General features: G+C 63.3%; 18 protein-coding genes. 9 read left to right on the top strand and 9 right to left on the bottom strand.

The annotated features are described in order from the left end of the window. Nucleotides 1-8 precede the first annotated feature (8 nt). The 3 genes from paaK to paaY all read left to right on the top strand — a co-directional run bounded on the left by paaK (nt 9) and on the right by paaY (nt 2,943). The gene (gene paaK, locus WCL58_RS09585; RefSeq protein ID WP_049201370.1) at nt 9-1,316 is read left to right on the top strand and encodes a phenylacetate--CoA ligase PaaK; all 1,308 of its coding nucleotides are present in this window, start codon (nt 9-11) and stop codon (nt 1,314-1,316) included. 79 nt (nt 1,317-1,395) lie between these two features. After that, entirely contained in the window at nt 1,396-2,334 is a 939-nt protein-coding gene (gene paaX, locus WCL58_RS09580) for a phenylacetic acid degradation operon negative regulatory protein PaaX (protein ID WP_060439657.1), read from the top strand. 12 nt (nt 2,335-2,346) lie between these two features. Further along, nucleotides 2,347-2,943, top strand: coding sequence for a phenylacetic acid degradation protein PaaY (paaY, locus tag WCL58_RS09575; RefSeq protein ID WP_336850991.1), 597 nt, complete (start codon nt 2,347-2,349; stop codon nt 2,941-2,943). Nucleotides 2,944-2,980: 37 nt separating this feature from the next. On the opposite strand, the gene WCL58_RS09570 is transcribed toward paaY, so the two are convergent. The 5 genes from WCL58_RS09570 to WCL58_RS09550 all read right to left on the bottom strand — a co-directional run bounded on the left by WCL58_RS09570 (nt 2,981) and on the right by WCL58_RS09550 (nt 7,873). Then, entirely contained in the window at nt 2,981-4,378 is a 1,398-nt protein-coding gene (locus WCL58_RS09570) for an amino acid permease (RefSeq protein WP_087763114.1), read from the bottom strand. Nucleotides 4,379-4,398: 20 nt separating this feature from the next. After that, complete coding sequence (locus WCL58_RS09565; RefSeq protein ID WP_180547416.1) at nt 4,399-5,586, bottom strand: amino acid aminotransferase; 1,188 nt, start codon at nt 5,584-5,586, stop codon at nt 4,399-4,401. Nucleotides 5,587-5,643: 57 nt separating this feature from the next. Continuing rightward, nucleotides 5,644-6,015 (bottom strand): RidA family protein, encoded by a 372-nt coding sequence (locus WCL58_RS09560; protein WP_060420560.1) that lies wholly within the window; start codon nt 6,013-6,015, stop codon nt 5,644-5,646. Between the two features lies 1 nt (nt 6,016). Then, nucleotides 6,017-6,814, bottom strand: a complete 798-nt coding sequence (locus WCL58_RS09555; RefSeq protein WP_336850989.1) for an alpha/beta hydrolase — start codon at nt 6,812-6,814, stop codon at nt 6,017-6,019. A 147-nt stretch (nt 6,815-6,961) separates the two neighbouring features. Beyond that, nucleotides 6,962-7,873 (bottom strand): LysR family transcriptional regulator, encoded by a 912-nt coding sequence (locus tag WCL58_RS09550; RefSeq protein ID WP_047730355.1) that lies wholly within the window; start codon nt 7,871-7,873, stop codon nt 6,962-6,964. Between the two features lie 98 nt (nt 7,874-7,971). Here WCL58_RS09550 and WCL58_RS09545 point away from each other — a divergent pair, with 98 nt between their 5' ends. Beyond that, nucleotides 7,972-8,589, top strand: a complete 618-nt coding sequence (locus WCL58_RS09545; RefSeq protein ID WP_336850988.1) for a glutathione S-transferase family protein — start codon at nt 7,972-7,974, stop codon at nt 8,587-8,589. A 4-nt stretch (nt 8,590-8,593) separates the two neighbouring features. Beyond that, a complete protein-coding gene (locus WCL58_RS09540; protein WP_336850986.1) occupies nt 8,594-9,508 on the top strand; it encodes a pyridoxamine 5'-phosphate oxidase family protein in 915 nt (304 codons plus the stop codon). 38 nt (nt 9,509-9,546) lie between these two features. On the opposite strand, the gene WCL58_RS09535 is transcribed toward WCL58_RS09540, so the two are convergent. Then, entirely contained in the window at nt 9,547-9,762 is a 216-nt protein-coding gene (locus tag WCL58_RS09535) for a glycogen synthesis protein (RefSeq protein WP_049201387.1), read from the bottom strand. A gap of 211 nt (nt 9,763-9,973) precedes the next feature. Here WCL58_RS09535 and gabD point away from each other — a divergent pair, with 211 nt between their 5' ends. From gabD to WCL58_RS09520, 3 genes are all read left to right on the top strand, one after another. Then, nucleotides 9,974-11,449 (top strand): NADP-dependent succinate-semialdehyde dehydrogenase, encoded by a 1,476-nt coding sequence (gene gabD, locus WCL58_RS09530; protein ID WP_193159244.1) that lies wholly within the window; start codon nt 9,974-9,976, stop codon nt 11,447-11,449. A 101-nt stretch (nt 11,450-11,550) separates the two neighbouring features. Further along, nucleotides 11,551-11,964 carry a GyrI-like domain-containing protein gene (locus tag WCL58_RS09525; protein ID WP_336850983.1) on the top strand — a complete coding sequence of 138 codons (414 nt, stop codon included), beginning with the start codon at nt 11,551-11,553 and terminating at the stop codon, nt 11,962-11,964. Nucleotides 11,965-11,986: 22 nt separating this feature from the next. After that, the gene (locus tag WCL58_RS09520; RefSeq protein WP_164550840.1) at nt 11,987-12,355 is read left to right on the top strand and encodes a glyoxalase superfamily protein; all 369 of its coding nucleotides are present in this window, start codon (nt 11,987-11,989) and stop codon (nt 12,353-12,355) included. A gap of 6 nt (nt 12,356-12,361) precedes the next feature. Here the strand turns inward: WCL58_RS09520 and WCL58_RS09515 are convergent, their stop codons facing one another. After that, nucleotides 12,362-12,757 carry a (R)-mandelonitrile lyase gene (locus WCL58_RS09515; protein ID WP_336850982.1) on the bottom strand — a complete coding sequence of 132 codons (396 nt, stop codon included), beginning with the start codon at nt 12,755-12,757 and terminating at the stop codon, nt 12,362-12,364. A 167-nt stretch (nt 12,758-12,924) separates the two neighbouring features. Between WCL58_RS09515 and WCL58_RS09510 the strand changes: the two genes are divergently transcribed. Beyond that, nucleotides 12,925-13,818, top strand: coding sequence for a LysR family transcriptional regulator (locus WCL58_RS09510; RefSeq protein ID WP_070914715.1), 894 nt, complete (start codon nt 12,925-12,927; stop codon nt 13,816-13,818). Here WCL58_RS09510 and WCL58_RS09505 read toward each other — a convergent pair. Together WCL58_RS09505 and WCL58_RS09500 are read right to left on the bottom strand one after the other, a co-directional pair. Next, a complete protein-coding gene (locus WCL58_RS09505) occupies nt 13,815-14,804 on the bottom strand; it encodes an aldo/keto reductase (protein WP_070914598.1) in 990 nt (329 codons plus the stop codon). The two genes, WCL58_RS09510 and WCL58_RS09505, sit on opposite strands and share 4 nt — an antisense overlap. 130 nt (nt 14,805-14,934) lie before the next feature. Continuing rightward, nucleotides 14,935-24,951, bottom strand: coding sequence for a non-ribosomal peptide synthetase (locus tag WCL58_RS09500; RefSeq protein ID WP_336850981.1), 10,017 nt, complete (start codon nt 24,949-24,951; stop codon nt 14,935-14,937). Between the last annotated feature and the right edge of the window lie 221 nt (nt 24,952-25,172).

The following is a 25,172-nucleotide window of genomic DNA, read 5'->3' as shown; positions in this document are numbered from 1 at the left end:
GGCTAACCATGACAATAAATCCACAGCCCCTCGAAACGATCGAATTCGCCTCGCGCGATGAGATTGAAGCGTTGCAGCTGACGCGTCTGAAGTGGACGCTGCACCACGCCTACGACAATGTGCCGATGTACAAACGCAAATTTGACCAAGCCGGCGTGCACCCCGACGATCTCAAACAGCTGAGCGATCTGGCGCGCTTCCCCTACACCACCAAGCAGGATCTGCGCGACAACTACCCGTTCGACACCTTCGCGGTGCCGATGGAACAGGTGGTGCGCATCCACGCCTCCTCGGGCACCACCGGCCGCCCGACGGTAGTGGGTTACACCCAGCGCGACATCGATAACTGGGCCGATATCGTCGCCCGCTGTCTGCGCGCCGGCGGCGCCACCGCCAAAGATAAGGTGCACGTCGCCTACGGTTACGGCCTGTTCACCGGCGGCCTGGGCGCGCACTACGGCGCAGAGCGGCTCGGCGCGACGGTGATCCCGATGTCCGGCGGCCAGACGGAACGCCAGGCACAGCTGATCCTCGATTTCAAACCCGACATCATCATGGTGACGCCGTCCTATTGCCTGACGCTGATCGACGAGCTGGAGCGCAAGATGGGCGGCGACGCGCGCGGCTGCTCGCTGCGGCTCGGCGTGTTCGGTGCTGAACCCTGGACCGAAGCCCTGCGCCACGAAATCGAAACCCGCATGGGCATCAAGGCGCTGGATATTTACGGCCTGTCGGAAGTGATGGGGCCGGGCGTGGCGATGGAGTGTCTGGAGAGCGGCGGCGGCCCTACCATTTGGGAAGACCACTTCCTGCCGGAGATCATCTGCCCGGAAACCGGCATCGCCCTGCCGGACGGCGAACACGGCGAACTGGTGTTCACCACCCTGACCAAAGAAGCGCTGCCGGTGATCCGCTACCGCACCCGCGATCTCACCCGGCTGCTGCCGGGCGACGCGCGCCAGATGCGCCGCATGGGCAAGATCACCGGCCGCTCCGACGACATGCTGATCATCCGCGGCGTCAACGTCTTCCCGTCGCAGGTGGAAGAGCAGATCATGCAGTTCGAGCAGCTGTCGCCGCACTACCAGCTGCAGGTCAGCCGCAGCGGGCACCTGGACACGCTGGCGGTGCGCGTCGAACTGAAAGAATCGGCGCTCAGCCTCAGCCACCAGCAGCGTTGCGACATCTGCCACCAGCTGCGCCACCACATCAAATCGATCGTGGGCGTCAGCACCGACGTCAGCATCGCCAACTGCGGCGATATTCCGCGCTCGGAAGGCAAAGCGCAGCGCGTGGTCGATTTGCGGCCGCGCTGAGGCGCACGGCGTCACGGATGACGCCGCCCCAAATTAGGCGTAATGTTATGGCTCATCGAAGGCTAACCCATGGAAAAATATGGAACATAAACTGGATGAGTTCATTCGCCATGCCGTCGACGCGCAGCCGATCAGCGGCACCTCGCTGATCATTTCGCTGTACGGCGACGCGCTCAGCCACCGCGGCGGCGAAGTGTGGCTCGGCAGCCTGAGCGCGCTGCTGGAAGCCTTCGGCTTCGGCGATCGCTTCGTGCGCACCTCGGTGTTCCGCCTGCAGAAAGAGGGTTGGCTGGCGGTGGAGAAAATAGGCCGCCGCAGCTTCTACCGCGTGACCGAGCAAGGGATGCGCCAGTTCCGCCACGCCGAATCGAAAATCTATCTGCGCGAGCAGCCCGCCTGGGACGGCAAGTGGGAGCTGTTGCTGCTGGAAAGCGCCGAAAAAAACGAGCGCGCGCGGCTGAAAAAAGAGCTGGGCTGGCTCGGGTTCGGGCAAATCGCCAGCAACCTGATGGCCGCCCCCACCCATGCGCAAACCGACGTGACGGCGCTGCTCGGCGAGCTGAACGCCAGCGAGCAGGTGATTTACTTCCGCGCCGATTATCCCTATAACCGCTCCGAGCAAACCCTGCAGAACTTGGTGGCCGACTGCTGGTCGCTAAACGAGGTGGCGGCTGGCTATCACGAATTTATCGTCTCCTTCCGGCCGCTGATGGCGCTGCTGCGCGAAGTCGACCCGGCGGCGCTGACGCCGCTGCGCTGTTTCCAGATTAAGCTATTATTGATTCACTTCTTCCGTCGCGTGGTGTTGAAAGATCCGCTGCTGCCGGACGCGCTGCTGCCCGCGCAGTGGGAGGGCCAGATCGCCCGCAACCTGTGCATCAATCTTTATCAGCAGGTCGATCGCGCCGCGACGGAGTACGTCAGCGCGCTGGCGGAAACCACCATCGGCGCCCTGCCCGCGCCGGCCGCCGGCTACTATCGGCGCTTCGGCGGCCTGCCGCGCGACCCTACATTTTAAGGAACTCACGCTATGCCTGTGTATCACATTGACGGCCTGACGCCGGTCGTCGACCCCAGCAGTTACGTGCACCCGACGGCGGTGCTGATCGGCGACGTGATCGTCGGCAAGCACGTGTACATCGGCCCGAATGCCAGCCTGCGCGGCGATTTTGGCCGCCTGGTGATCTGTGACGGCGCCAACATTCAGGATAACTGCGTGATGCACGGCTTCCCGCAGCAGGACACGGTGGTGGAAGAAGATGGCCATATCGGCCACGGCGCCATCCTGCACGGCTGCCGCATTCGCCGCAATGCGATGGTGGGCATGAACGCGGTGGTGATGGACGGCGCGGAGATCGGCGAGAACACCATCGTCGGTGCGATGGCGTTCGTCAAAGCCGCGGCGGTGATCGAAGCCAACAAGCTGGTGGTCGGCAGCCCGGCACGCGTGCTGCGCGATCTGACCGAACAGGAGCTGGCCTGGAAGATCGCCGGCACCCGCGAGTATCAGGATCTGGTACAGCGCTGCAAATCCTCGCTGCACGAAGTGGCGCCGCTGACCGAAATCGAACCGGGCCGCCAACGCCTGAGCTTCGGCGACCACCTGATCCCGAAAAGCCAGCTGTAATCCCCGGGGCTGAGGCACGCCTCAGCCCCTTCCCTTATTACTCCACCTCCGGCGCCTTGAACGGCGACGGCACGGCCGCGCGGCGGCTCTGGACGTGATAAGCCACCACCAGCAGCAAGGTGAACGGAATACCGAACCACAGCGTCATGCGGAAAAATTCGGTAAACGCCGTCGAGATCATCAGCGCCGCCATCAGCCCGGCGCCCAGCAAGGTGGTATAGGGGAACCCCCACATACGGAACTTCAGGTGGGTCTGCCGGTGCCGGCGGCGGAAGAACAGGTGGGTGACGAAAATCATCAGCCAGGTAAAGCAGGCGCCATACACCGAAATAGACATCATGGCGGCGAACGACGTTTCCGGTGCCACCAGGCTCAGCACGATAGACACCACGATGCCGATGCACGACATCGCCAGCGCATTGACCGGAATGCCGCGCCGGCTGACGCGCCCCAACGCCGCCGGCGCCTGCCCGGCGCGCGACAGCGAGAACATCATGCGGGTGGTGATATACAGCTGGCTGTTCATCGCCGACAGCGCCGCCACCAGCACGATAAAGTTGAAAATACCGGCGGCGGCGGGCAGATGGATCACGTTCATCGCCATCAGGAACGGGCTTTCGCCGGTGCCGGACTGCCGCCAGGGCACGATGGCCAGCATCAGGGCGATCGACAGCATGTAGAAGATGAACAATCGCACGATGGTGCCCTTGAACGCCGCCTTCACCGCAATCACCGGATTTTTCGCCTCGCCGGCGGCCACCGCGATCATTTCAATGCTCAGGTAGCTGAAGATGGACACGATCACCGCGAACCACATGCCCTTGACGCCAAACGGCATGAAGCCGCCGGCGGTCAGGTTGCGCAGGCCGTAGGCCGGGTTGCCCGAGAACGCCAGAATGCCGATGCCGATCAGAATGAACGCCACGATCGCCGTCACTTTGACGGTGGATAGCGCGTATTCCACCTGGCCGAACGACTTCACGCCGATCACATTGATGACGATCACCGCCGCCGAGAACAGCAGCACCCACGGCCAGGTCGGCGTCGCCGGGAACCAGAACTGCATGTACATGCCGATGGCGGTAACTTCGGTGCCCACCGCCAGCACCACGCAAGACCAGTAGGAATAACGCACCAGAAAACCGAACAGCGGGCCAAGATAGAATTCGGCGTAGTCGCCGAACGAGCCGGGCGTCGGGTGTTCGGAGGTCATTTCCGCCAGGCTGCCCATCAACAGTAGCGCAATAACGCCGCCGATCAGGTAGCTCAGCAATACCGACGGCCCCGCCATCTGAATGGCGTAGGCGCTGCCGAGAAACAGCCCGGTGCCGATGGCGCCGCCGATCGCCAGCATCGACATCTGCCCGGCGGTAAGATGCTTGTTCAACCCGCCCTGACGGCGGGCGATATGCTCAAAATCATTCATCTGTGGCATGGCTGTGTTCCCGAGCGAAGTTAGGCGGTACGGGTGACGTCGAGAATGGCGGCGGTCACGTAGTCGATATTGCCGGGGTTGAGCCCCGGCAGGCACATGCGGCCGGGCGAAACCAGATAGATGGCGTAGCGCTGCCGCAGGGTCTGCAGCTGCGCTTCGTTCAGGCCGGTATAGCTGAACATGCCGCGCTGATCGCGTATGCGCCGGTGATCCAGCGAAGAGCCGCCCCGCGCCAGGCCGGCGGCCAGCTGCTCACGCATCTGCTTGATGCGCACGCGCATTTCCGCCAGCTCATTGCGCCAAAGCTCACCGAGTTCGGCGTCGCCGAGCAGGGTCTCCACGATCTGGCTGCCGTGCGTCGGCGGGCAGGAGTAGCTGCGGCGGATCAGCGTTTTTAACGCACCTTTGACGTTGGCGGCGTTTTCCGCATCGGCGCAGCGCACCGACAGCGCGCCCAGCCGCTGGCCGTACAGCGCCACGTTTTTGGAAAACGAGTTGCAGACCAAAAACGGCAGATCGGTTTTCAGCGCTTCGCGCAACGCAAAGCAATCCTCCTCCAGCCCGTCGCCGAAGCCCTGATAGGCGATATCGAACAGCGGCAGCAGCTTACGCCGCTGCAGCACGGCGAGCGTGGCGCGCCACTGCTCCGCCGTCAGATCGGTGCCGGTCGGGTTATGGCAGCAAGGATGCAACAGGACTACGCTGCCGGGCGGCAGGCTGTCCAGCGCGTCGAGCATGGCGGCGAAACGCAGGCCGCCCGCCGCTTCGTCAAAGTAGGGATAGGTATTCACCCGCAGCCCGGCGCCTTCAAATATCGCCCAGTGATTGGCCCAGGTGGGATCGGACACCCAAATGTCACCGCGCGCCAGAAAGTGGCGCAAAAAATCCGCCGCCAACTTTAGCGCACCGGAGCCGCCGACGGTCTGCACTGTGGCGATCTCGACCGCCTGTTGCTCGCCGAACAGCAGCGCCTGCACCTGGCGAGCGAACTGCGGCGAACCTTCGATCGGCGGATAACCGTGCGGGCGACGCAGCGCCAGCAACCGCTGCTCGGCGGCCTCCACCGCCTGCATCAGCGGAATATTCCCCTGCCGGTCGTAATAGAGTCCAATGCCTAAATTCACTTTTTTCGGATTGGGGTCCTGCAAATAGGCTTCCATCAGCGACATAATAGGATCGGCTGCAGAAGGTGCAATCTGTTTAAACATGACGCATCCTTAACTCGTTATTGAATTAATATGAAGACAGACTTAATAAAAATTAAATCAGGCGATGGCGCTGACGGTGATTTCTATTTTCATTCCCGGCACCACCAGTTTTTCGACAATAACCGTGGAACGATTGGGATAAGGATAATTAAAGTATTTCCGGTAAATATCATCGAGCAATTTAACGTCGTTGACGTCGGTGAGATAAACGATCACCTGCAGTACCTTATCGCTGTGGCTGCCCGCCGCCTTCAACGTCTGCGCCAGGTTATCGAAGGTTAACGCAATCTGTTGCTCCGGCGCGCCGGTCTCGATGCTGCCGTCCGCCCGCACCGGGCCATGGGCGGTAAACAGCATGCCGCCGCCCCGGGTGGCCCAGGAAAAAGGCTGGCCGATGTCCGGCAGCCCGGTCTCTACGATCTCGCGCATATCAGTGGTTCCCGTGGTGGTCAAGTTGGCGAAGCAGCGCGCCGTCGGCGGCGAACAACGCATCCAGAATGGTGAAATGATTGGCGCCGGGCACCGCGACCAGTTCGGCCGGCAACCCGCGTTGGCGCAGCGCCGCGTGATAGTGTTGCGACTGACCGATCAGCTCCGGCAGCTCAGCCGCGCCGTAATACAGCGTGAGCGGCTTACTGCGCGTCGGCGGGTGGCGCGCCGGGCTTAGCGTTTCAATCTGCCGCGCGGTCAGCTGCAGCGCCCGATTGACATAGCTCTCTTGCAGCGGCGCCAGTTCGAACAGGCCGCTGATGGGAAAGACCGCCTCCACCAACGCATGCTGCTGCCAAAGCGCCGCCAGATGCCCGCCGGCGGAATGGCCGCACAGATGCACCGGATGGGCATAGTGCGGCGGCAGACGGCGCCGAATAGCATCAAGCGCCGCCCCCACCTGGCGACAAATAGCGTCAAGATTAACCGCCGGCGCCAGCGCATATTCCACCAGCACCACGTCAAAACCCAACGCCAACGGCCCGGCAGCGATAAAGGCGAAATCCGCCTTATCGCAGAATTGCCAATAGCCGCCGTGAATAAAAATTAACGTCCCCTGGTGCTGCTTTGCAGAATAGAGCCAATCCATCGTCTCGCGTTCGCTTTCGCCATACGCAATATTCTTTTCATGTTTCGTCTGATGATAAATAGCCGCACTGCGGGTCTGAAATGAAGCCAAAATAGCGTCTTCATTATCCACCGCAGCGCCGTTGTCATAGCTCCCCGCAAGTTGTTTCATATATTAAACTTCGTTTATTATTTAAAATATGAATTAACTATTAGCACCGGCAACATTATTGTCAAGACGGGTCTATCAGCAATGCGCGCCCGGTAAAATAAAACAACACCGGCAGCGAAAAAGTTTAACCCATGAAACTTTTTGCGCTTATTTTCCCCGCCCGTCCGGCTGAATTTGCGGCAATGCGCTTAGCCGCTCAAACGCATAATCCCAGAAGGCGCGTACCTTCAGCGGCATGCGCTGCGCCTGCTGTGCCACCAGCTGTACCGGCATCGGCAACGGTTCATGGTCCGCCAGCAGCCGCACCAGCGTACCGGCGGCCACATCGTCCGCCACCTGATACGAGAGCAGGCGGGCGATGCCTTTGCCGGCGCGCACCGCCAGCAGTTGCGCTTCCACATCGTTGAGCAACAGTCGGGGGGCCAAGCGCACCCGCTCGCCGTTTTCCTGCGGGCCGAAGCGCCATTCACGCAGCGACGGCCGCTGAGTGCCGACGATGGTGGCATGCTCCGCCAGCTGCGCCGGTGAGCGCGGCTCGCCGCAGCGCGCCAGGTAAGCCGGGCTGGCGACCGTCACCCGGCTTACCTGCCCCAGCCGCCGTGCCACGCGCGAAGAGTCCTGCAGATGGCCGATGCGCACCGCGATATCCAGCCCTTCGTCAATCAGATCGAGATTGCGATCGTTCAACACCATTTCGATCTGCATCTGCGGGTAGTCATCGAGAAACGCCATCACCACCGGCGCCACGTAGCGGCGGCCGAACTGCACCGGCGAAGTGACGCGCAGCAAGCCGCTCAGCTGCGCTTCGGCGGTATCCTGCACCACCGCCTGATAATCCTGCAGCAGCTGTTGCGCGCGCTCCAGCAACCGCACGCCCGCCTCGGTGGGCGCCAGCCGCCGGGTGGTGCGCTCCACCAGCCGGGTGCCGAACCGCTGTTCCAGCGCGGCGATCGCCCGGGTGATCGCCGGCGCCGAGCGCCGCAGTTTGCGCCCGGCGGCCGCCAGGCTGCCCTGCTGCACCACCGCCACGAAGATGGCCAACTCGTCTAACCGATCCATAGACTCTTCCGATAAGTGAAATTATCAATTTCCACATTGCCGGATTCCGCTCATTCACCGCAAGAGTATGCTGAAAAAAAACACTGAGGAGAAACGCCATGTCCACCATCACCCTCTACGGCACCCCGCTTTCCGGCCACGTTCACCGCGTGGCGTTGCTGCTGCGCATGCTGGCGCTGCCTTATGAATGGGTAGAAGCCTCGGCGGAGGTGCGGCAGAGCGCGGCCTTTCGCCGGCTCAACCCGTTTGGCCAGATCCCGGTCTTGCAGGACGGCGATCTGACGCTGGCCGACAGCAACGCCATTCTGGTTTATCTGGCGAAACGCTATGCGCCGGACAGCCACTGGCTGCCTGAACAGCCGGCGGCGGCGGCGCGGGTGCAGGCCTGGCTTTCCAAAGCCGCCGGCGAAGTCCGCTACGGCCCGGCCTCCTGCCGATTGATTGCCCAGTTCGCGGTGCCGGAGGATTACCAGGCGGCGCGGGCAATCAGCGATCGTTTTCTGCCGCAGATGGAACAGCACCTGAGCGAGCGCGGCTATCTGGCCAGTGAACAGGCGACCATCGCCGATCTGGCCTGCTACAGCTATGTGGCGGTCGCGGCCGAAGGCGGCATTTCGCTGGCGCCTTACCCCGCCATACGGCACTGGGTGGCGAGCATCGCGGCGCTTCCCGGCTTCTTCGCCATGCCGGCCCTGCTGGCACCGGCGGCGAGCTGACGCCATGATCCCGCAACGGTTCCACCCCGATGAGCTGCGCGCGCAGACGCTGGCCGGTTTCGATCGCGTGAGCGGTGGCATCTACCCCGCGATGCCGGATCAGCACCGCGCGTTTTTCGCCGCACTGCCCTACCTGTTCGTCGCCACGCTGGACGACCAGGGCTGGCCCATCGCCACCCTGTTCAGCGGCCCGCCCGGATTTTTACGCACGCCGGACGACACGCACCTGCGCATCAGCGCGCCGCGCCGCAGCGACGATCCCGCCCAGGCGCTGTTGCTGCCCGGCAAACCGGTCGGCGCGCTCGGGCTCGACTTCAGCAACCGGCGGCGCAACCGCGCCAACGGCACCGTCGGCCGCACCGATAAAAACCGGGTGGAGATCGTCGTTCACCAAAGCTTCGGCAACTGCCCGCAGTACATTCAGCGCCGCGAACTCTACCCGGTGGAGAGCCGGCCACAGCCGGTTGAGCATTTAGCGACGCTCGATGCGGCGGCGCAGGCGCTGATCCGCACCGCAGACACCAGCTTCGTCGCCAGCGGTGCGCTCCTGGAACTGACGCAGGGCGGCGTCGATATTTCCCATCGCGGCGGGCGCCCCGGCTTTATCCATCTGGAAGGCGACACGCTGTGGATGCCGGACTTTCGCGGCAACCGCTATATGAATACGTTGGGCAACCTGCTGGCCGAACCGCGGGCGGCGCTGCTGTTCATCGATTTCGATCGCGGCGACGTGCTGCACCTGCAAGGAAAAACGCAGATCCTCTGGCAGGCGCAAGGGGATCCCGACGTTGAAGGGGCGGAACGCTATTGGCGGTTTGACGTTCACCGCGCCTGGCGTTTTGCGGCGGCGCTGCCGTGGCGGGGACGCGATCTGGAGTATTCACCGGCGACGCTGGCGACCGGAGTGTGGCACCGCTGAAATGAAAAGCCCCGCTGCGGCGGGGCTGAATCGGGAAATTACAGGCTGTGTTCGGCCGCCGCTGCGGCCTGATAAAGCTGACGAAAATAACTCAACCGCGCAAAGAACAGGCGGCTTTGCTGTTCCGACATATTGCCGGCCACCTGCCCGGCGTCAATCTGCCGCCCTTGCCATTCCATCAGGGCGATACTCGACGCCAAAAAATCCATTTCGCTGCCGTAGGCCGCGAGATGTCTGTCCACTGATTTCATCATTCGCACACTCCTTTTAATCACATCGAAAAGGGTCATATGCCTGCTCTTTCAGTATCGACCCGACGGCGGATATTTTTTGTACAGAAGGTGCGCATAAAGAAAACGCTCATCTTGTCGCCACGCTGGCAAACGGCGACGGCAAAGTTTGCTAGGGTAAAGGGTAGCCGTATGGGATAGACCATTCTGTTGAACTCAGCAAAGGAAGAGACCAATGAGCACCAGCATCAGCGCTACCCTCAAGGACCCCACGCTGTTCCGCGAGGCCAATTACATCGACGGGCAATGGTTGCCGGCCAAAGCAGGCCACGCGATCGCCATCCATAACCCCGCCAACGGCGAGCTGGTTGGCCATGTGCCGGCCTTCGGCGCCGAGGAAACCGCACGCGCCATCGCCGCCGCCAAAAAAGCGCTGCCCGCCTGGCGTGCGCTGACTGCCAAAGAGCGCGCCGGCAAACTGCGGCGGCTGTTTGAGCTGATGATGGAAAATCAGGAGGATCTGGCGCGCATCATGACGGCGGAACAGGGCAAACCGCTGGCCGAAAGCCGCGGTGAGATCGCCTATGCCGCCTCCTTTATCGAATGGTTCGCCGAGGAAGGCAAGCGGGTCTACGGCGACACCATTCCGCAGCCCCAGACGGGCCGCCGCATCATCGTGCAGAAAGAGCCGATCGGCGTGTTCGCCGCCATCACCCCGTGGAACTTTCCGGCGGCGATGATCACCCGCAAAGCCGGCCCCGGCTGGGCGGCGGGCTGTACCGGGGTGATCCGTCCTGCCAGCCAGACCCCGTTCTCGGCGCTGGCGATCGCCGTGCTGGCGGAGCGCGCCGGGCTGCCCGCCGGGGTGTGCAACGTGATCACCGGCCCCAGTAAAGGCATCGGCGGCGAGCTCACCGCCAACCCGGACGTGCGTAAACTCTCCTTCACCGGCAGCACCGAAGTCGGCGCGCAGCTGCTGGCCCAGTGTGCGCCCACCATCAAGAAAACCAGTATGGAGCTGGGCGGCAACGCGCCGTTTATCGTCTTCGACGACGCCGATCTGGACGCCGCCGTGGCCGGCGCGGTCGCCTCGAAATACCGCAACGCCGGCCAGACCTGCGTCTGCACCAACCGTTTTCTGGTGCAGGACGGCGTGTACGACGCCTTCGCCGCCAAACTGAAAGCCGCCGTCGCCAAGCTGAAAGTCGGCAACGGCCTGGATGACGGCGTCACCATCGGCCCCTTGATTAACCCGGACGCGGTGGAGAAAGTGCGCGAGCATATCGCCGACGCCGTCGAGCACGGTGCCTCGGTGCTGCTGGGCGGCAAGCCTGACGCGCTGGGCGGCAATTTCTTCACCCCGACCATCCTGACCGACGTGCCGCGCACGGCGAAAATCTTCCGCGAGGAGACGTTCGGCCCGGTGGCACCCCTGATCCGCTTCAACCAGGAAGCGGAAGCCATCGAACTGGCCAACGACACACCGTTCGGCCTGGCCGCTTACTTCTACAGCCGCGACATCGGCCGGGTGATGCGCGTGGCCGAAGCGCTGGAGTACGGCATCGTCGGCATCAACGAAGGGCTGATTTCCACCGAGGTGGCGCCGTTCGGCGGCATGAAGCACTCCGGTTTGGGCCGCGAAGGCTCAAAATACGGCATCGAGGACTATCTCGAGATCAAATACCTGTGCCTTGGCGGTTTGGGCGCTTGATGCGATCGGCCTCCGCGTCTGCGGGGGCCCTGTCTGGCGGATCCGGGAAGCCTTTGCTACCTTTAGGCCTCTCGTTCGAACGGTTAAAAGGAATTTCCAGTATGCAACCTCTCGTGGTACAGCTACCCGGCTTTTACGTCGCCGGCCAAACGGTCAGAACCACCAATCAGGACGAAACCCAGCCCGAGACGGCAAAAATCCCGGCGCTGTGGTCAGACTTTTTCGCCACCTCGCCCGCCACGCCGGTCTATGGGGTCTACTCCAACTACGCCTCCGACGCCGGCGGGCCGTTTGACGTCACCGCCGGCAGCGCGGCAGAGAGCGGTTTGCACATCCAACCCGGCCGCTATCTGGTGTTCCAGGCCCGTGGCGCCATGCCGGCGGCGGTTATCGCAGGCTGGCAAGCCATCTGGGCCTACTTCGAGCAACACCCGGAAATCGAACGCCGCTTCCTGACCGACTTCGAAGCCTATACCGGCCTCGAGGCGGTCGATATCCATATCGGCTGCCGCTAACGTAACAGTGAGATCGACGATGATCACCTTCTCCCCTGCCATTCCGATCCTGCGCATTTTTGCGGTCGACAAGGCCAAAGAGTTTTATCTGGACTTTCTCGGCTTCACGCTGGAGTGGGAGCACCGTTTCAGCGAAGATCTGCCGCTGTACATGCAGGTGAGCCGCGCCGGATTGACGCTGCACCTGAGCGAACACTATGGCGACAGCACGCCCGGCGCCGCTATTTTCATCCCGGTGCACGATATCGACGCGCTGCACCGGGAGCTCACGGCCAAAAACTACCGCTATGCCCGGCCGGGGTTGGAGGTTGTCGACTGGGGCAAAGAGCTGAACCTGACCGATCCGTTCGGCAACCGCCTGCGGTTTTGCGAGCAGAGCCACGAGGCCTGAGCGGCCTTATTGCCGGTACTCCGCCTCGCTGACCGCCTCCAGCCAGGTCACCGGGCTGCCGTCCACCGCTTCGGCGATGGCGATATGGGTCATGGCGGTGTCCGGCGTCGCGCCGTGCCAGTGTTTGACGCCTGCCGGGATCCAGACGATATCGCCGGGGTGCATTTCCTGCGTGGTCTCGCCCCACATTTGGATCCACCCGCGCCCCTGGGTGACGATCAGCGTCTGGCCGAGCGGATGGGTATGCCAGGCCGTGCGGGCGCCGGGTTCAAAGGTGACGGTCGCGCCGCCCACCCTGGCCGGCGCGTCACCGGCGAACGGCGCGTCGATGCGTACCTGCCCGGTAAAATATTCTGTCGAACCGCGCTGTGAAGGGATCGAACCGCTGCGTTGTATTTTCATCTGTCGTGTCCTCCGCGCCGGCTCTCACCGCCGGCGCTGATCGTTCAGTGATGCCAAGATAGCGCCATGCTTTTAGGGCGACTAGCGGGTAAAATGCGCAAGGAGCTATGAGCTCAATTCATAAATCTACGCGCGACAGTGCGCTCACCTTCCTCTTCGGTGCCGGTATGTTGAAAGAAAACTTTAACGATCTGATCGCTTTCCTGATGGTGGCCAGGGAGCGCAGCTTCACCAAAGCGGCGGCGCAGCTTGGGGTTTCCCAATCGGCGCTCAGCCACGCCATTCGTGGGCTGGAAGAGCGCCTGGCGCTGCGCTTGCTCACGCGCACCACCCGCAGCGTCGCCCCCACCGAAGCCGGTGAGCGGCTGCTCAACAGCATTGGCCCGCGCTTGGCGGAGATTGAAAGCGAGCTGAACGCGCTGGGTGAAATGCGCGATCGGCCCGCCGGCAACATCCGCATCACCGCCGGCGAACACGCGGTGGATGCGGTGCTGTGGCCGGTGCTGCGCACTTTTCTCGTCGATTACCCGGATATCAACGTGGAAATCACCGTCGACAACAGCCTGACCGACATCGTCGCCGGGCGTTTCGACGCCGGCATCCGGCTGGGAGAACAGGTGGCGAAGGACATGGTCGCGGTGCGCATCGGGCCGGACATGCGCATGGTGCCCGTCGCCTCCCCTGACTATTTCTCCCGTTACGGCCTCCCTGCCACGCCGCAAGCGCTGCAAAACCATCGCTGCATCAATATGCGGCTCCCCACCCTCGGCGGGCTGTATGCCTGGGAATTTTCCCGCGATGGCCGGGAGATCAAAGTGCGGGTGGAGGGGCAACTGACCTTCAACAGCCTGCGCCAGCGGATCGACGCCGCGCAGCTCGGCCTCGGCATCGCCTTCGTGCCGGAAGATACCGTCGCCGAGCCGCTGGCCGACGGCCGGTTGCAGATGGCGCTGGACGACTGGTGCCCGCCGTTTCCCGGCTATTACCTCTATTATCCGAGCCGCAGGCAGCACACCACCGCCTTTGCACTGCTGATTGAGGCGCTGCGGCGCGGGGCTTAACGCCCGACGTTTTTCTGCAGATGCGCCGGGTAGCGATCGCCGATCACGTCGATCGCGCAGAGCGCGCGCTCAATCTCGCCCAGTTCGTCCGCCGCCAACGCGACCGCCGCCGCCGCGAGGTTTTCTTCCAGCCGGTGACGCTTGGTGGTTCCCGGGATCGGCACGATCCACGGCTGCTGCGCCAGCAGCCAGGCCAGAGCGATCTGCGCCGGCGTCACGCCCTTGCGCTGCGCTATCTGCCCCAGCACATCCACCAGCGCCTGGTTGGCCCGGCGCGCCTCGGCGCTGAAGCGCGGCACCACGTTGCGAAAATCGCCGCTGTCGAAAGAGGTGTTCTCGGTAATGGCGCCGGTGAGAAAGCCCTTGCCGAGCGGGCTGAACGGCACCAGACCGATGCCCAGCTCTGCCAGCGTCGGCAAGATTTCACGCTCCGGCTCGCGCCACCACAGCGAATATTCGCTTTGCAGCGCCGTGACCGGCTGCACCGCGTGAGCTCGCCGAATGGTTTGCGCACCGGCTTCCGACAGGCCGAAATACTTTACTTTCCCTTCGCGAATCAGTTGCTGCACCGTACCGGCCACCTCCTCGATAGGCACCTCGGGATCGACGCGGTGCTGATACAACAAATCGATCGTCTCTATCCGCAAGCGCTTCAGCGAACCCTCCACCGCCCGGCGAATATGCTCCGGACGGCTGTTCAACACCTGTTGCCCCGCCGGCTGCGGTAGATCGAAACCGAATTTGGTGGCGATGACGACCCGATCGCGCACCGGCGCCAGCGCTTCGCCCAGCAGTTCCTCGTTCGTGAACGGACCATAAATCTCGGCGGTATCGAAGAGCGTCACCCCCTCGTCAACCGCGGCGCGGATCAGTTCGATCGCCTGCCGTTTGTCGGTGGCCGGGCCGTAGCCAAAACTCAGCCCCATGCAGCCCAACCCCAACGCCGATACTTCCAGCCCTTCGCGCCCCAACTTGCGTGTTTGCATCTTCACTCTCCCGCTGATTGATACCGGCCCCGCCTGGCGCGGAGCCGCTCCGGTGTGATGACTGTAAAACGCAACCGCCGCCATGACTATGGGGCGAAATACGCTTGGGCTTATGAGCCAGGCTCATGAATCAGAGACTCTCGTTAAGCGCTTGCCCGATCTCCGCCTCACACAGCAGGATGTTGTGGTGATGACAAGCCAGCGGGATGACCTGCAGTCGCTCGCAGGCGGCGCCAAGCCCATTATCTTCCACCGCCAGCAGCGGCGCCGTGACCGCTTCCGGCAACTGCGGGTTACCCTCCATCGCCTTGAACAACGTCACCTTCGTGGTTTGCAGCCTGCGGCTCAGACTCCCCTCAGACAGCCGTCGCTCCGCCTGCCCTGCGGCCATGGCGCGTGTCGCCGCCTCGCCCTCGATGCCCAACGCCGGCAACAGCTGCTCCAAAGGCAACTCCGCCGTGGCCTGCCGGTAGAAGCTGTCCAGCAGATACAGTTGCACGTTACGGTAGCCGCGCGCTTCCAGGCGGGCGGCAATCTCCAGCGCAATGATGCCCCCCAGCGACCAACCGAGAATGCGCACCGGCCCGGCGCCTTGCAGCAGGCCGGCGGCGATCATGTCGTTCAGATACCGTTCGGCCAGATCGCCGAGCGAGTCGATGGCCGGTTGATGGTAAAGGTTATGGTTGTCGACGCCGTAACAGTTGAATCGCCCCTGCAACGGCTGAGCGAAAGCGTGAAACGCTTCCGCCCCCACCAGCGCCGGGTGGATCATCCATACGACGGGCGCGCCCTCTGCCCAACGGTTAAGCGGCAAGACCAGGCGGCGTTCGTTGGCGGCCAGCAGGTTTTTCAGGGTGCGGCTTTGCAACAGCTGCACCACCGGCACCGGCGCGGCCATCAGTTCCCCCATGCCGACACACAGGGAAATGGCCTTGATCGAGGTGCCGCCCAGCAGGAAGAAATCGTCCGTCATGCCGACCTGCCCGCACTGCAGCGCCGCCTGCCACAGCGCGCACAGCTGCTGTTCCAGCTCGTTCGCGGGAGCGACATAGGCCTGCGGTTCGCTCGCCGCCGGCGCAGGCAACGCCTTGCGATCCAGTTTGCCGCTGGAGTTATATGGCAGAGCGTCCAGCCGCATCAGCGCCGCAGGCAGCATGTACAACGGCAGTTGCCCGCTCATAAAGGCCAGCAGAGCCGATTCATCCAGCGGCGCCTCGCTGACGTAATACAGCGCCAGGCGCTGCCGATGCGCCTCCGACAGCACGACCGCGCAGCAGGATTTGATCGCGCCGAACGCCAGCGCACATTGCTCGACCTCTCCCAGCTCAACGCGGTAGCCGTTGATTTTCACCTGAAAATCCATACGGCCGAGGAACTCCAGGTTGCCGTCCGGCAAATAGCGGCCGGCGTCGCCGGTGCGATAAAGCCGCTCCCCCAGTTCCGGATGGTAGATGAACTTCTCTTCGGTCAGCGACGGATTGCGGTAATAGCCGCGCGCCACGCCGGCCCCACCGATGTATTGCTCTCCCGGCAAGCAAGGCGGCAGTACGCGCTGATGGCGATCCAGCACGTAAAAGCGCTGATGCGCCATCGCCTGGCCGTAAGGCACGCTGGGCGCCAGGATCGGCGTTTCCGGGATGTCGTACAGGATCGACCAAATGGAGCTCTCGGTCGCGCCCCCGGCGCTGACGATCCGGCACCCTGGCCGCCATTGGCGAATACGCGCCGGCAGTTGGCGGGAGATCACCTCGCCCACCAGCACCACATTGCGCAGCTGCGGCCACTGCGCCTGCGACGCGGCGGACTCCAACTGCTCCACCAGCAGCGTCATCACTGAAGGCGCGGAGTTCCAGAAGGTTACGCCCTGGGTCATCAACAGCCGATGCCAGGCCTCAGGCTGGTAGCGTTCGGTTTCGGACGGCATCACTATGGCGCCCCCCACCGACAGCAGGCCGAAAATATCGAACACCGAAATGTCGAAACTCAACGCGCTGAGCGCCAACCCGCGATCGTCCGCGCCGAGTTCCAGCTGGTGCAACGTATCGATGATGCTGTTCACCGCGCCGCGATGTTCTATCGCCACCCCTTTCGGCGCGCCGGTAGAGCCGGAGGTGAAGATCACATAGGCCAGCGCGGAAGGTGCCGGCAAAACAGCCTCGCCCGGCGGAGCCGGCGGCAACTCCATGACGGCCCCCTGCGGATCGATCGTCAACAGCCTGGCCTCGCCACTGGCCCCCCACTCCCGGCTGCTCAGAATCACCCGGGTCTGCGACTGCGCGACGATATCCAGGCGGCGGCGTTCCGGCCAGGCGCCGTCCAGCGGCAAATAGGCCTTGCCGGCCATCAGGATCGCCAGCACCGCAATGATTTGCGCCCGCCCTTTGTCCACCATCACTGCGATGGTCTCGGCGCGCATGTCCGCGTGCTCACGCAGCTGCAACGACAGCGTCAGCGCCCGCCGATACAGCTCACCGTAGCTCAGCTCGCCCCATTCATCGACGATTGCCACCCGCTGCGGATCGCGCTCAGCCTGACGGATGAAGTCATGATGGATGGCGCGTTCGAAATCGTAGGCCGGCGGACAGGATTGATGGAAGGCGCGCTGCCGCGCCATTTCACTCTCCGAGATCAGCGCCAACTGGCTGACGCGCAGCTCCCCGTGATTGACGATCTGCGTGAGGATCGTCAGATAATACTCCCCCAGCAGCGCCAGCGTAGCCGGTGCAAACAAGGCGGTGGCATAGTTGAAGATCGCCCGCCCGCCCTGCGGCGCCGACTGGATGCTCAGCGTCAAATCGAATTTGGCCGCCTGGTAGTGCGCCAGCAGATCCTGCGGCGCCAGCCAGGCCGGCGCGGCCCCCACCTCCTCCAGCGCGAACAGCGCCTGGAACAGCGGATGGCGCGACAGATCGCGCGGCACCTGCAGCAGTTCGATCAGCTGATCCAACGGCAAATTCTGATACCGCTGCGCCTGCAGCACGCCGTCAAAGACGCGATGCACATAATCGTTCAGCGACGCCGCATCGTCTATTTGCGAGCGCAGCGGCAGCGTGTTGACGAAGAATCCGATCGCTGAGCGGGTCTCTGCCGCCGGTCGGTTGGCAACCGGCGTACCGACCAGAATGTCTTGCTGGCCGCTGAAGTAACCGAGCAGCAAATTAAAGGCCGCAAGATACAGCGCAAACGGCGTGACGCCCTGCTGCCGGGCGAACTGCGCCGCCTGCGCCACCAGCGCCTCCGGCAGCGCGATGACGTGGTTGGCGCCACGATGATCGAAGCGAGCCGGCCGCACGAAATCGAGCGGCATTTCCAGCGCCTGCCACCCCGCCAGGGCTTGGCGCCAATAGGCTTTCGCCTCATCCGCCTGAACGGAATCCAGCCAGCGCCGCTGCCAGACGGCATAGTCGCCATAGTGCAACGGCAACGCCGCCAGCCCGGCCTCTCGCCCTTGCCGCTGCGCCTGATACAGCACGTCCAGCTCCTGCAGCAGCACCGGCTGCGACCAGCCGTCAAACGCCAGGTGATGCACCAGAATCAGGCTGTAATTCACCCGCCCACCATCCGGCTGCGCCACCCGGTAAACGGCCGCCCTGATCGGCAATTCCGCCCCCAGCGCGAACGGCCGGTCGATATCCTGCCGCAGCCTGTCCGGCCAGTGCGCCGCCTCCAGCGTCACGCGCTCCAGCGAAAGCGTCAGTTCACAGGCTCGGGATACGGCCCTTTGGGATGGCATCTGGACAATCAGGCTGTGTAAAACCTGATGCCGGGCGACGACCGCCTGTAAACTGCGCTCGTAAGCCGCCAGACACACCTCGTCGCCGAGACGGAACAGCATCGGCACATGGTAAAGATTGCCGCCGCCGTTCAGATTCTCGATAAACCACAGCTGCAGCTGTGAAGAAGAGAGCGGATACTCGCGTTGCCGCAGCGGCGGGATCGACACCGGCGCGGCGCCCTGCTCCTGTTGCTGCAACACGCGACACAGCGAACGGATCGTCGGGAACCGCCCCAGCTCGCTCAGCGTTACCTCACGCGCCAGCCGCCGGCCGATCTGATAACAGGCCTGAATAGCCAGAAGAGAGTTGCCCCCCAGCGAGAAGAAGTTGTCCTCCACGCCGATATCCTGCCGCTGCAGCAAATCGCGCCACACCGCCAGACAGGCGTTCTCCCATTCGCCCTGCGCCGCGACGAACTCACGCACCGCCCTTTCCGGCTGCGGCAAGGCCTGTCGGGCTATCTTGCCGTTTTCGGTCAGCGGCAGCTGCGCCAGCTGCATCAGCGCCTGCGGCACCATGTACGGAGGCAGTTGGCTACTCAAGTGCTGAGCCAGCGCTTGGGGGGCGATCGTCTCATCGGCAACGTAGTACGCGGCCAGGTAGGGCTGCGGTTGCGTGACGAGCACGCAGCAACAGGCGGTCACGCCCGGATAGGCGAGCACCGCATGTTCTATCTCCCCCAGCTCGATGCGATAGCCGTTCAGCTTGATCTGCTGATCGAGGCGCCCCATAAACTCCACGTTGCCATCCTCCAGCCATCGGCCCGCGTCGCCGGTGCGGTACACCCGCTCCTGCAGCTCGTCATGCCAGAAGAAACTCTCGGCGGTGCGTTGCGGATCGCCGTAATACCCGCGCGCCAAGCCCTCACCCGCCAGATAGATTTCCCCTCGCCCCCCCGGCGCGGCGGGCCGTCGCCCGGCGTCCAGGATATAGCAACGCTGGTGCGGCAACGGTTTGCCGTAAGGAATGCTGACCGACCGAATGTTCTGACCGCGCGGGACCTCGTACAGCATGGTGAAGATCGCCGCCTCCGTCGCGCCGCCGGCGCTGCAAAAACGGCCGTGCGGCGCCCAGGCCAGGCAGCGTTCCGGCAGCGAGGTGGCGATCCAGTCGCCCCCCACCATCACCGCCCGCAGCGCCGGTGCCGGCCCTGCCGTTAACCCCGCGCCGTTCACGTAATCCAGCAACAGCTCCATCAGCGCCGGTGCGCTCAGCCATTGCGTCACCCGATGGGCCATCATCAATTGATACCAGGCCTGCGGATTGCTCCTGTCCCGCTCGGCCGGCATCACGACCGCACCGCCGGCGCTCAGCGGGCTGAAAATGTCGAAGATCGCCAGATCGAAGCTCAACGCGCTGAGGGCCAGGCTGCGATCCCGCTCGTTGAGGCCGAAATACCGCCGCACGCCCTCCAGCATGTTCACCGCGCTGCGATGTTCGATCGCCACGCCCTTCGGTGTGCCGGTCGATCCTGAGGTGAAAATGATATAGGCCAGGCTGTCAGGCCCGGCATCCAGCGCCGGCAGGCGCTGTTCCGGCAGCGGCAGCTGCGCCGCCAGCCCTGCGGCATTCAGTTCGATCAGGTTGATCTCGGCGCAGGCCCAGGGTGCATCGCTGAGCAGCGTATTGATGCCGGCCTGCGCCATCACTTTCAGCCGCCGCTGCGGTGGCCATGCCGCCTCCATCGGCAAGAACGCCTTACCGCACATCAGCGCCGCCAGCAGGGCTACCGGCTGCCGGCGCCCTTTGTCGGCGATGACGGCGATGGCGTCGCCGGTCACCCGTCCTTGCACGCGCAGCTGAGTGGCCAGCGTCAACGCCGCCTCGTGCAGCTCGCCGTAAGTCATCTCCCCCTGCTCGTCGACAACCGCCACGGCCTGCGGATTGCGCCGCGCATGCTGCACGAAATCCTGTTGCAGGCTGCGTTCAAACGCATAGCCGAAGGGGGATCCGGCTGGCAGCGCCTGGCTTTGCGGTTGCAAGCGGATGTTTTCCAGCGGCCAGTCGTCGTGGTGAGCCATCTGCTGCAATACGGCGAGATAGTAGCCGGCCAGCCGATCCATCGACGCCTTGCTGAACAACGCCGAAGCGAAGTTGAAGCGCGCACGCATCTGCTCGCCCTGCGGCGTCAGCGTGAGCGTCAGGTCGAACTTGGCGGTGCGCTCATAAGCGCTCAGATCGACCACCGACAGCCAGTCCGGGCGCGCCTGCGCGCCGCCCTCGCTCTCCAGCGCGAACATGACCTGGAACAGCGGATGGCGAGAAAAATCGCGCGGCAGCGCCAGATCGTCCACCAGCGCTTCCAGCGACAGCGTCTGATGCTGCTGCGCCTGCAGCGTCGTGGCCGCCACCTGCCGCACAAACTCGGCGACGCGATGACGCGGATCGAGCCGCCGGCGTAAAGGCAGCGTATTGACGAAGAACCCAATCAGATTCTCCAGTTCGGGGCGGTGGCGGTTCGCCAGCGGCGTACCGACCATGACATCGTTCTGGCCGCTGTAGCGGGACAACAGCAGCATGAACCCCGCCAGCATCACCGCATGCAGCGTCACCCCCTCTCTGCGCGCCAGCGCATCCAGCGCCTTCACCAGCGCCGCCGGCAACGGCACTTCGCTGTTGTCACCGCGCTCGTCGAAGACCGCCGGCCGCAAAAAGTCCAACGGCAGATCGAGTTGCTGGCAACCTGCCAGTGCTTGCCGCCAAAAGGCCAATTCGTCCGCCCGGCGCTGCACATTTTCCGGCGCTTGTTGCCAGCACGCATAGTCGAGGTATTGCAACGCCGGCTCTGTCGCCTCACGCCACGTCCCGCGATAGCGCGCGTCCAATTCCTGCAACAGCACCTCAAGCGACCAGCCGTCAAAGACGATGTGATGGAACACCAACAGGCAAACGGTCGTTTCCCGCTCCGCCGCATCGCGGTAACGGTAGCGCGTGGCGCGCAGCGGCAGCTCGCGCGTCAAATCCATCGGCTGGCTGCAGGCTTGCGCCAGCGCAGCGTCAAATTCATCGGCGCTCAGCGTCAGCAAAGGTACCGGCAGCACGGTGTCGCTGACCCACTGACTGGCTTCGCCCCGGTCATTCTGGCGGATCAGGCTGCGCAAGATCTGGTGGCGCTCGACGATCGCCTGCAGACACGCCGCAAAGCGTTCGTCATCGACATCCGGCGGCAGCCGCAGCAGCACCGGCGACAGATAATGCGTGGCATTCACCGACAGTTGCTGAACAAACCACAGCCGCGACTGCTGAAGCGACAGCGGCGCCTCCCGCAGCCCGCCGGAGAGGATCGGCAGCTCATCCGGCGGCGCCTGCCGTTGGGCGGCGATGTGCTCGCTCAATGCGGCCACCGTCGGATGCTGATTCAACGTCAGTACCGAGATCTTTGCCCCCGGCAGTTTATTCACTTCGTGGCACAGCCTGATGGCCATAATGGAGTTGCCGCCGAGGCGGAAGAAGTTGTCGTCCACGCCAACATCGCCCCCCAGCAGCCGGTTGAACAGCGCCGACAGACGGGTCTCCAGCGGCGTGCCCGGCCGGCGAAACGCCGTTTGCGGCTCGACCGGCAGCGGTTCCGGCAATGCCCGGTAATCGACCTTGCGGCTCACCGTCAGCGGCAGCGCCGCCAGCGCCCGCATCGCCGAAGGCAACATGTAGTGCGGCAGCTGCGCCGCCAGGCGTTGCAAGATGTCGCCGGCCTCCGGCTCCGCGCCAGCTTGCGGCACATACCAAGCCGCCAGCTGGTCCGTAGTGCCGGGACGCAGACTCACCACCGCCTCGGCCACCTCAGGCAGCGCACGCAGCTGCATTTCTATTTCGCCCAATTCGATGCGATAGCCGTTGATCTTGATTTGCTGATCGTGCCGCCCGAGATACTCCAGACCGCCGTCGGCCAAGCGCCGCACTCTGTCACCGGTGCGATACAGGCGCCGGTACGGTTCCCGCAGTTCAAATGGGTTGGCGACGAACGTGGACGCCGTCAGCGCCGGCAGGTTCAGGTATCCCCGCGCCAACCCCACGCCGGCCAGGCACAGCTCGCCTTCTACGCCCAACGGTAACAAATTATCTTTCTCGTCAATCACATAACAACGCATATTGGCGATAGCGTGGCCGATATTGCGCGCGCCGTTGCGGCGATAGATATTCAGGCTGGCGCTGACCGAGGCTTCGGTCGGGCCATACATGTTCGCGACCTGCATGCCGCTGGCCAGGTAATGGTCGAGCGCTTCCTGCGCGGTCGCCTCACCGCCGGTCGCGAGATAGCGCACCGAAGCCGGAAGTTCAGGCAAGGTGCCAAGCAGCGCCGGCGGCAGGAAGCAGGCCTCGATGCCCCAGGCCGCCATCTGTTCGCACAACTGCGCCGGATCCCGCCGCTGCGCTTCGCTCGCGATGAACAGCCGGTGACCATTGTCCAGAGCCACGAACACTTCGAAGACGTGCGCGTCAAACGCCAGCGACGCGAACTGCAGGCAGTTGAGCGCATCCGGCTCATTGCGCAGCAAACGCTGCGTGTGGCCCCGCACCATATTGGCCGCGCCCCGGTGCTCGCACAGCGTGCCTTTTGGCCGCCCGGAAGTGCCGGAGGTGTAAATCACGTAGGCCAACTGCCGGGCGTCCACACTCGGCAAGGCTGCGGCATCCGCGTCGGCGAGCGATTCATCTGCCGACAGGCAAAGACCGCCTGGCGCCAATCGCTGCGCCGCAGCCTGCAACGCGTTTTCGGTCAAGACGATCGGGCTGTTGACCTCTTGCAGGATATAATCCAGCCGCTGTGCCGGCGCGGCGGGATCCAGCGGCACATAGGCACCGCCTGCCTTCATGATGGCCAGCATCGCCACCACCGCCTCCGCGCTGCGCTGCAGATACAGCGGGATCAGCGTCTCCGGCGGCATGGCCACGCCGCACAGCCGTTGATACTCCGCCCGCAGCCGCAGCGCCAGACGATCGCTGCGCTGCGCCAGCTGGCGGTAGCTGAGCGATCCTTTGGCATCGGTCACGGCGACGCGATCCGGGTGACGGCGCGCCTGTCTGGCCACGCCCTCGAGCAGCGTCGCTTCCGCATCGGCCGTTGCCGGCCCGCTCTCCCAGCCGTCGCGGCAGCGTAAAACCTGCTGCGCCGTCAGCTGCGGCCAAGCGGCAATCGGCGCGTCCGGTTCGGTTAACGCGCGCTGCAACAGCCAGAGATACTGCTCCGCCATCTCCGTCATTTGGGTCGCGTCGAACAGATCGGGGCGGTAGCGCAGACGAAACTCAAAGGCCTGCTCGGTAGGCTGATACTCCAGCAGCAGTTCCGAACCGGCCAAATCGACGTTGAAGCGATGATTGACGCCGATGCAACAACCGTCGAGCGCCAGCGGCGCATCTTTCAGGTAAGCCTGGGTAAAGTTGACGTTCAGCTGACGCACCGGGCTGAGGCTCAGCATGTCATAAACCGGCAACTGGCTGTGCCGCAGCTTGCCTGCCGCCTTGAGCGCTTTGCTGTAGGCCAGCGTCGCGCGGTACAGCTGATTGAACGTGGCCCCCGGGGCGAGGGTCAAGGGGAACACGGCGGTATTGACCTGTGCGCCGAAGAACAGCGCCTCGCCGCCCTCCGGCGCGACGGGATAACCGATATGCACCGTTTCCTGCGCGGATTGCCGGGCGATCAGCAACGCCCACAGCGTCTTGAATATCAGGAAAGGATTGGCATACCTGACGCCGGATTTCAGCGCCTGCCACTCGGCGAACGGTAACCTAAAGCGCACTTCACCGGCACCGGGCGCTTCGGGGGCTGCGCCGGGAAGATAAGGCAACGCCACGCGCGGAGCGCATTCAGCCAGCAGGTTGCCCCAGAATGACGCAGAGCCGAACTCGTGCTTCAACGTCGCGACATCCGCCTCATAACGCTCGTACAATGTGCAGATGTCCGTTTCATCCGCCTGCGGCGGCGCCACCGCCGCGCCGCGATTGTAATAGGCGGAAACGGCGCTGTAGAACTCCTGCCCCGACAGGCCGTCGATCAGGATGTGATGAACGACAATGATCAGGTTATAGCGCTGAGGGGCCAGCTCAATCAGGTAGAAGCGGCACAGCGGCCCTTCCCGGAGATCGAACGGCGTGTTGATTAACTTACCGATATCACAATCGGCATCGAGCGTTTCCAACGCAATTTTTTTCGCCGTCTTTACCCAGCGCAGTGGCGAGGAACTGTCATCCAAAACGTGGTGAAACAGAATATAGTCCCGGCAAACCCCGTCGATCGCCGCGCGCAATCGTCCGACGTCCAGCTCTCCCTCAATCGTCTGATCCAGCACCAGGTTGTACTCGCAGGAGTGTGGATTGAGCACGTACTCATTCCAAAACGTGTGGGTATAAGGTGAAGCGATGAGCACGTTCATAAAGCAATTCCCTTTTAATATATTCCAAAAATATATCAACCACTACTTATGCATTAAATAAATAGCGTGGTCGTTATGCGATTGAGCTGTTAGCTGAAAAGCTAAAAACATAAGTGCGAATATTATTTTATTTTTATAAAAAATAAAGCCACAAAAATACAAATAAATAAACATCATAAAAAACAACCAAGTAGGATTTATTTTTATTTTCTACCAATGGA

This window comes from Serratia sp. TMDUHS_CL, assembly GCF_037137105.1.
Taxonomy (GTDB): domain Bacteria; phylum Pseudomonadota; class Gammaproteobacteria; order Enterobacterales; family Enterobacteriaceae; genus Serratia; species Serratia nevei.
This window is presented reverse-complemented; position numbering and strand designations above follow the sequence as displayed.

Bases quoted from the DNA above. Each gene is read 5' to 3' on its own strand.
- WCL58_RS09505 (WP_070914598.1), bottom strand. From the start codon at position 14,804: ATGCAAACACGCAAGTTGGGGCGCGAAGGGCTGGAAGTATCGGCGTTG.
- gabD (WP_193159244.1), top strand. From the start codon at position 9,974: ATGAGCACCAGCATCAGCGCTACCCTCAAGGACCCCACGCTGTTCCGC.
- paaY (WP_336850991.1), top strand. From the start codon at position 2,347: ATGCCTGTGTATCACATTGACGGCCTGACGCCGGTCGTCGACCCCAGC.
- WCL58_RS09565 (WP_180547416.1), bottom strand. From the start codon at position 5,586: ATGTTTAAACAGATTGCACCTTCTGCAGCCGATCCTATTATGTCGCTG.
- WCL58_RS09535 (WP_049201387.1), bottom strand. From the start codon at position 9,762: ATGATGAAATCAGTGGACAGACATCTCGCGGCCTACGGCAGCGAAATG.
- paaX (WP_060439657.1), top strand. From the start codon at position 1,396: ATGGAACATAAACTGGATGAGTTCATTCGCCATGCCGTCGACGCGCAG.
- WCL58_RS09510 (WP_070914715.1), top strand. From the start codon at position 12,925: ATGTTGAAAGAAAACTTTAACGATCTGATCGCTTTCCTGATGGTGGCC.
- WCL58_RS09500 (WP_336850981.1), bottom strand. From the start codon at position 24,951: ATGAACGTGCTCATCGCTTCACCTTATACCCACACGTTTTGGAATGAG.
- WCL58_RS09570 (WP_087763114.1), bottom strand. From the start codon at position 4,378: ATGCCACAGATGAATGATTTTGAGCATATCGCCCGCCGTCAGGGCGGG.
- WCL58_RS09525 (WP_336850983.1), top strand. From the start codon at position 11,551: ATGCAACCTCTCGTGGTACAGCTACCCGGCTTTTACGTCGCCGGCCAA.
- WCL58_RS09540 (WP_336850986.1), top strand. From the start codon at position 8,594: ATGATCCCGCAACGGTTCCACCCCGATGAGCTGCGCGCGCAGACGCTG.
- WCL58_RS09555 (WP_336850989.1), bottom strand. From the start codon at position 6,814: ATGAAACAACTTGCGGGGAGCTATGACAACGGCGCTGCGGTGGATAAT.
- WCL58_RS09545 (WP_336850988.1), top strand. From the start codon at position 7,972: ATGTCCACCATCACCCTCTACGGCACCCCGCTTTCCGGCCACGTTCAC.
- paaK (WP_049201370.1), top strand. From the start codon at position 9: ATGACAATAAATCCACAGCCCCTCGAAACGATCGAATTCGCCTCGCGC.
- WCL58_RS09550 (WP_047730355.1), bottom strand. From the start codon at position 7,873: ATGGATCGGTTAGACGAGTTGGCCATCTTCGTGGCGGTGGTGCAGCAG.
- WCL58_RS09560 (WP_060420560.1), bottom strand. From the start codon at position 6,015: ATGCGCGAGATCGTAGAGACCGGGCTGCCGGACATCGGCCAGCCTTTT.
- WCL58_RS09515 (WP_336850982.1), bottom strand. From the start codon at position 12,757: ATGAAAATACAACGCAGCGGTTCGATCCCTTCACAGCGCGGTTCGACA.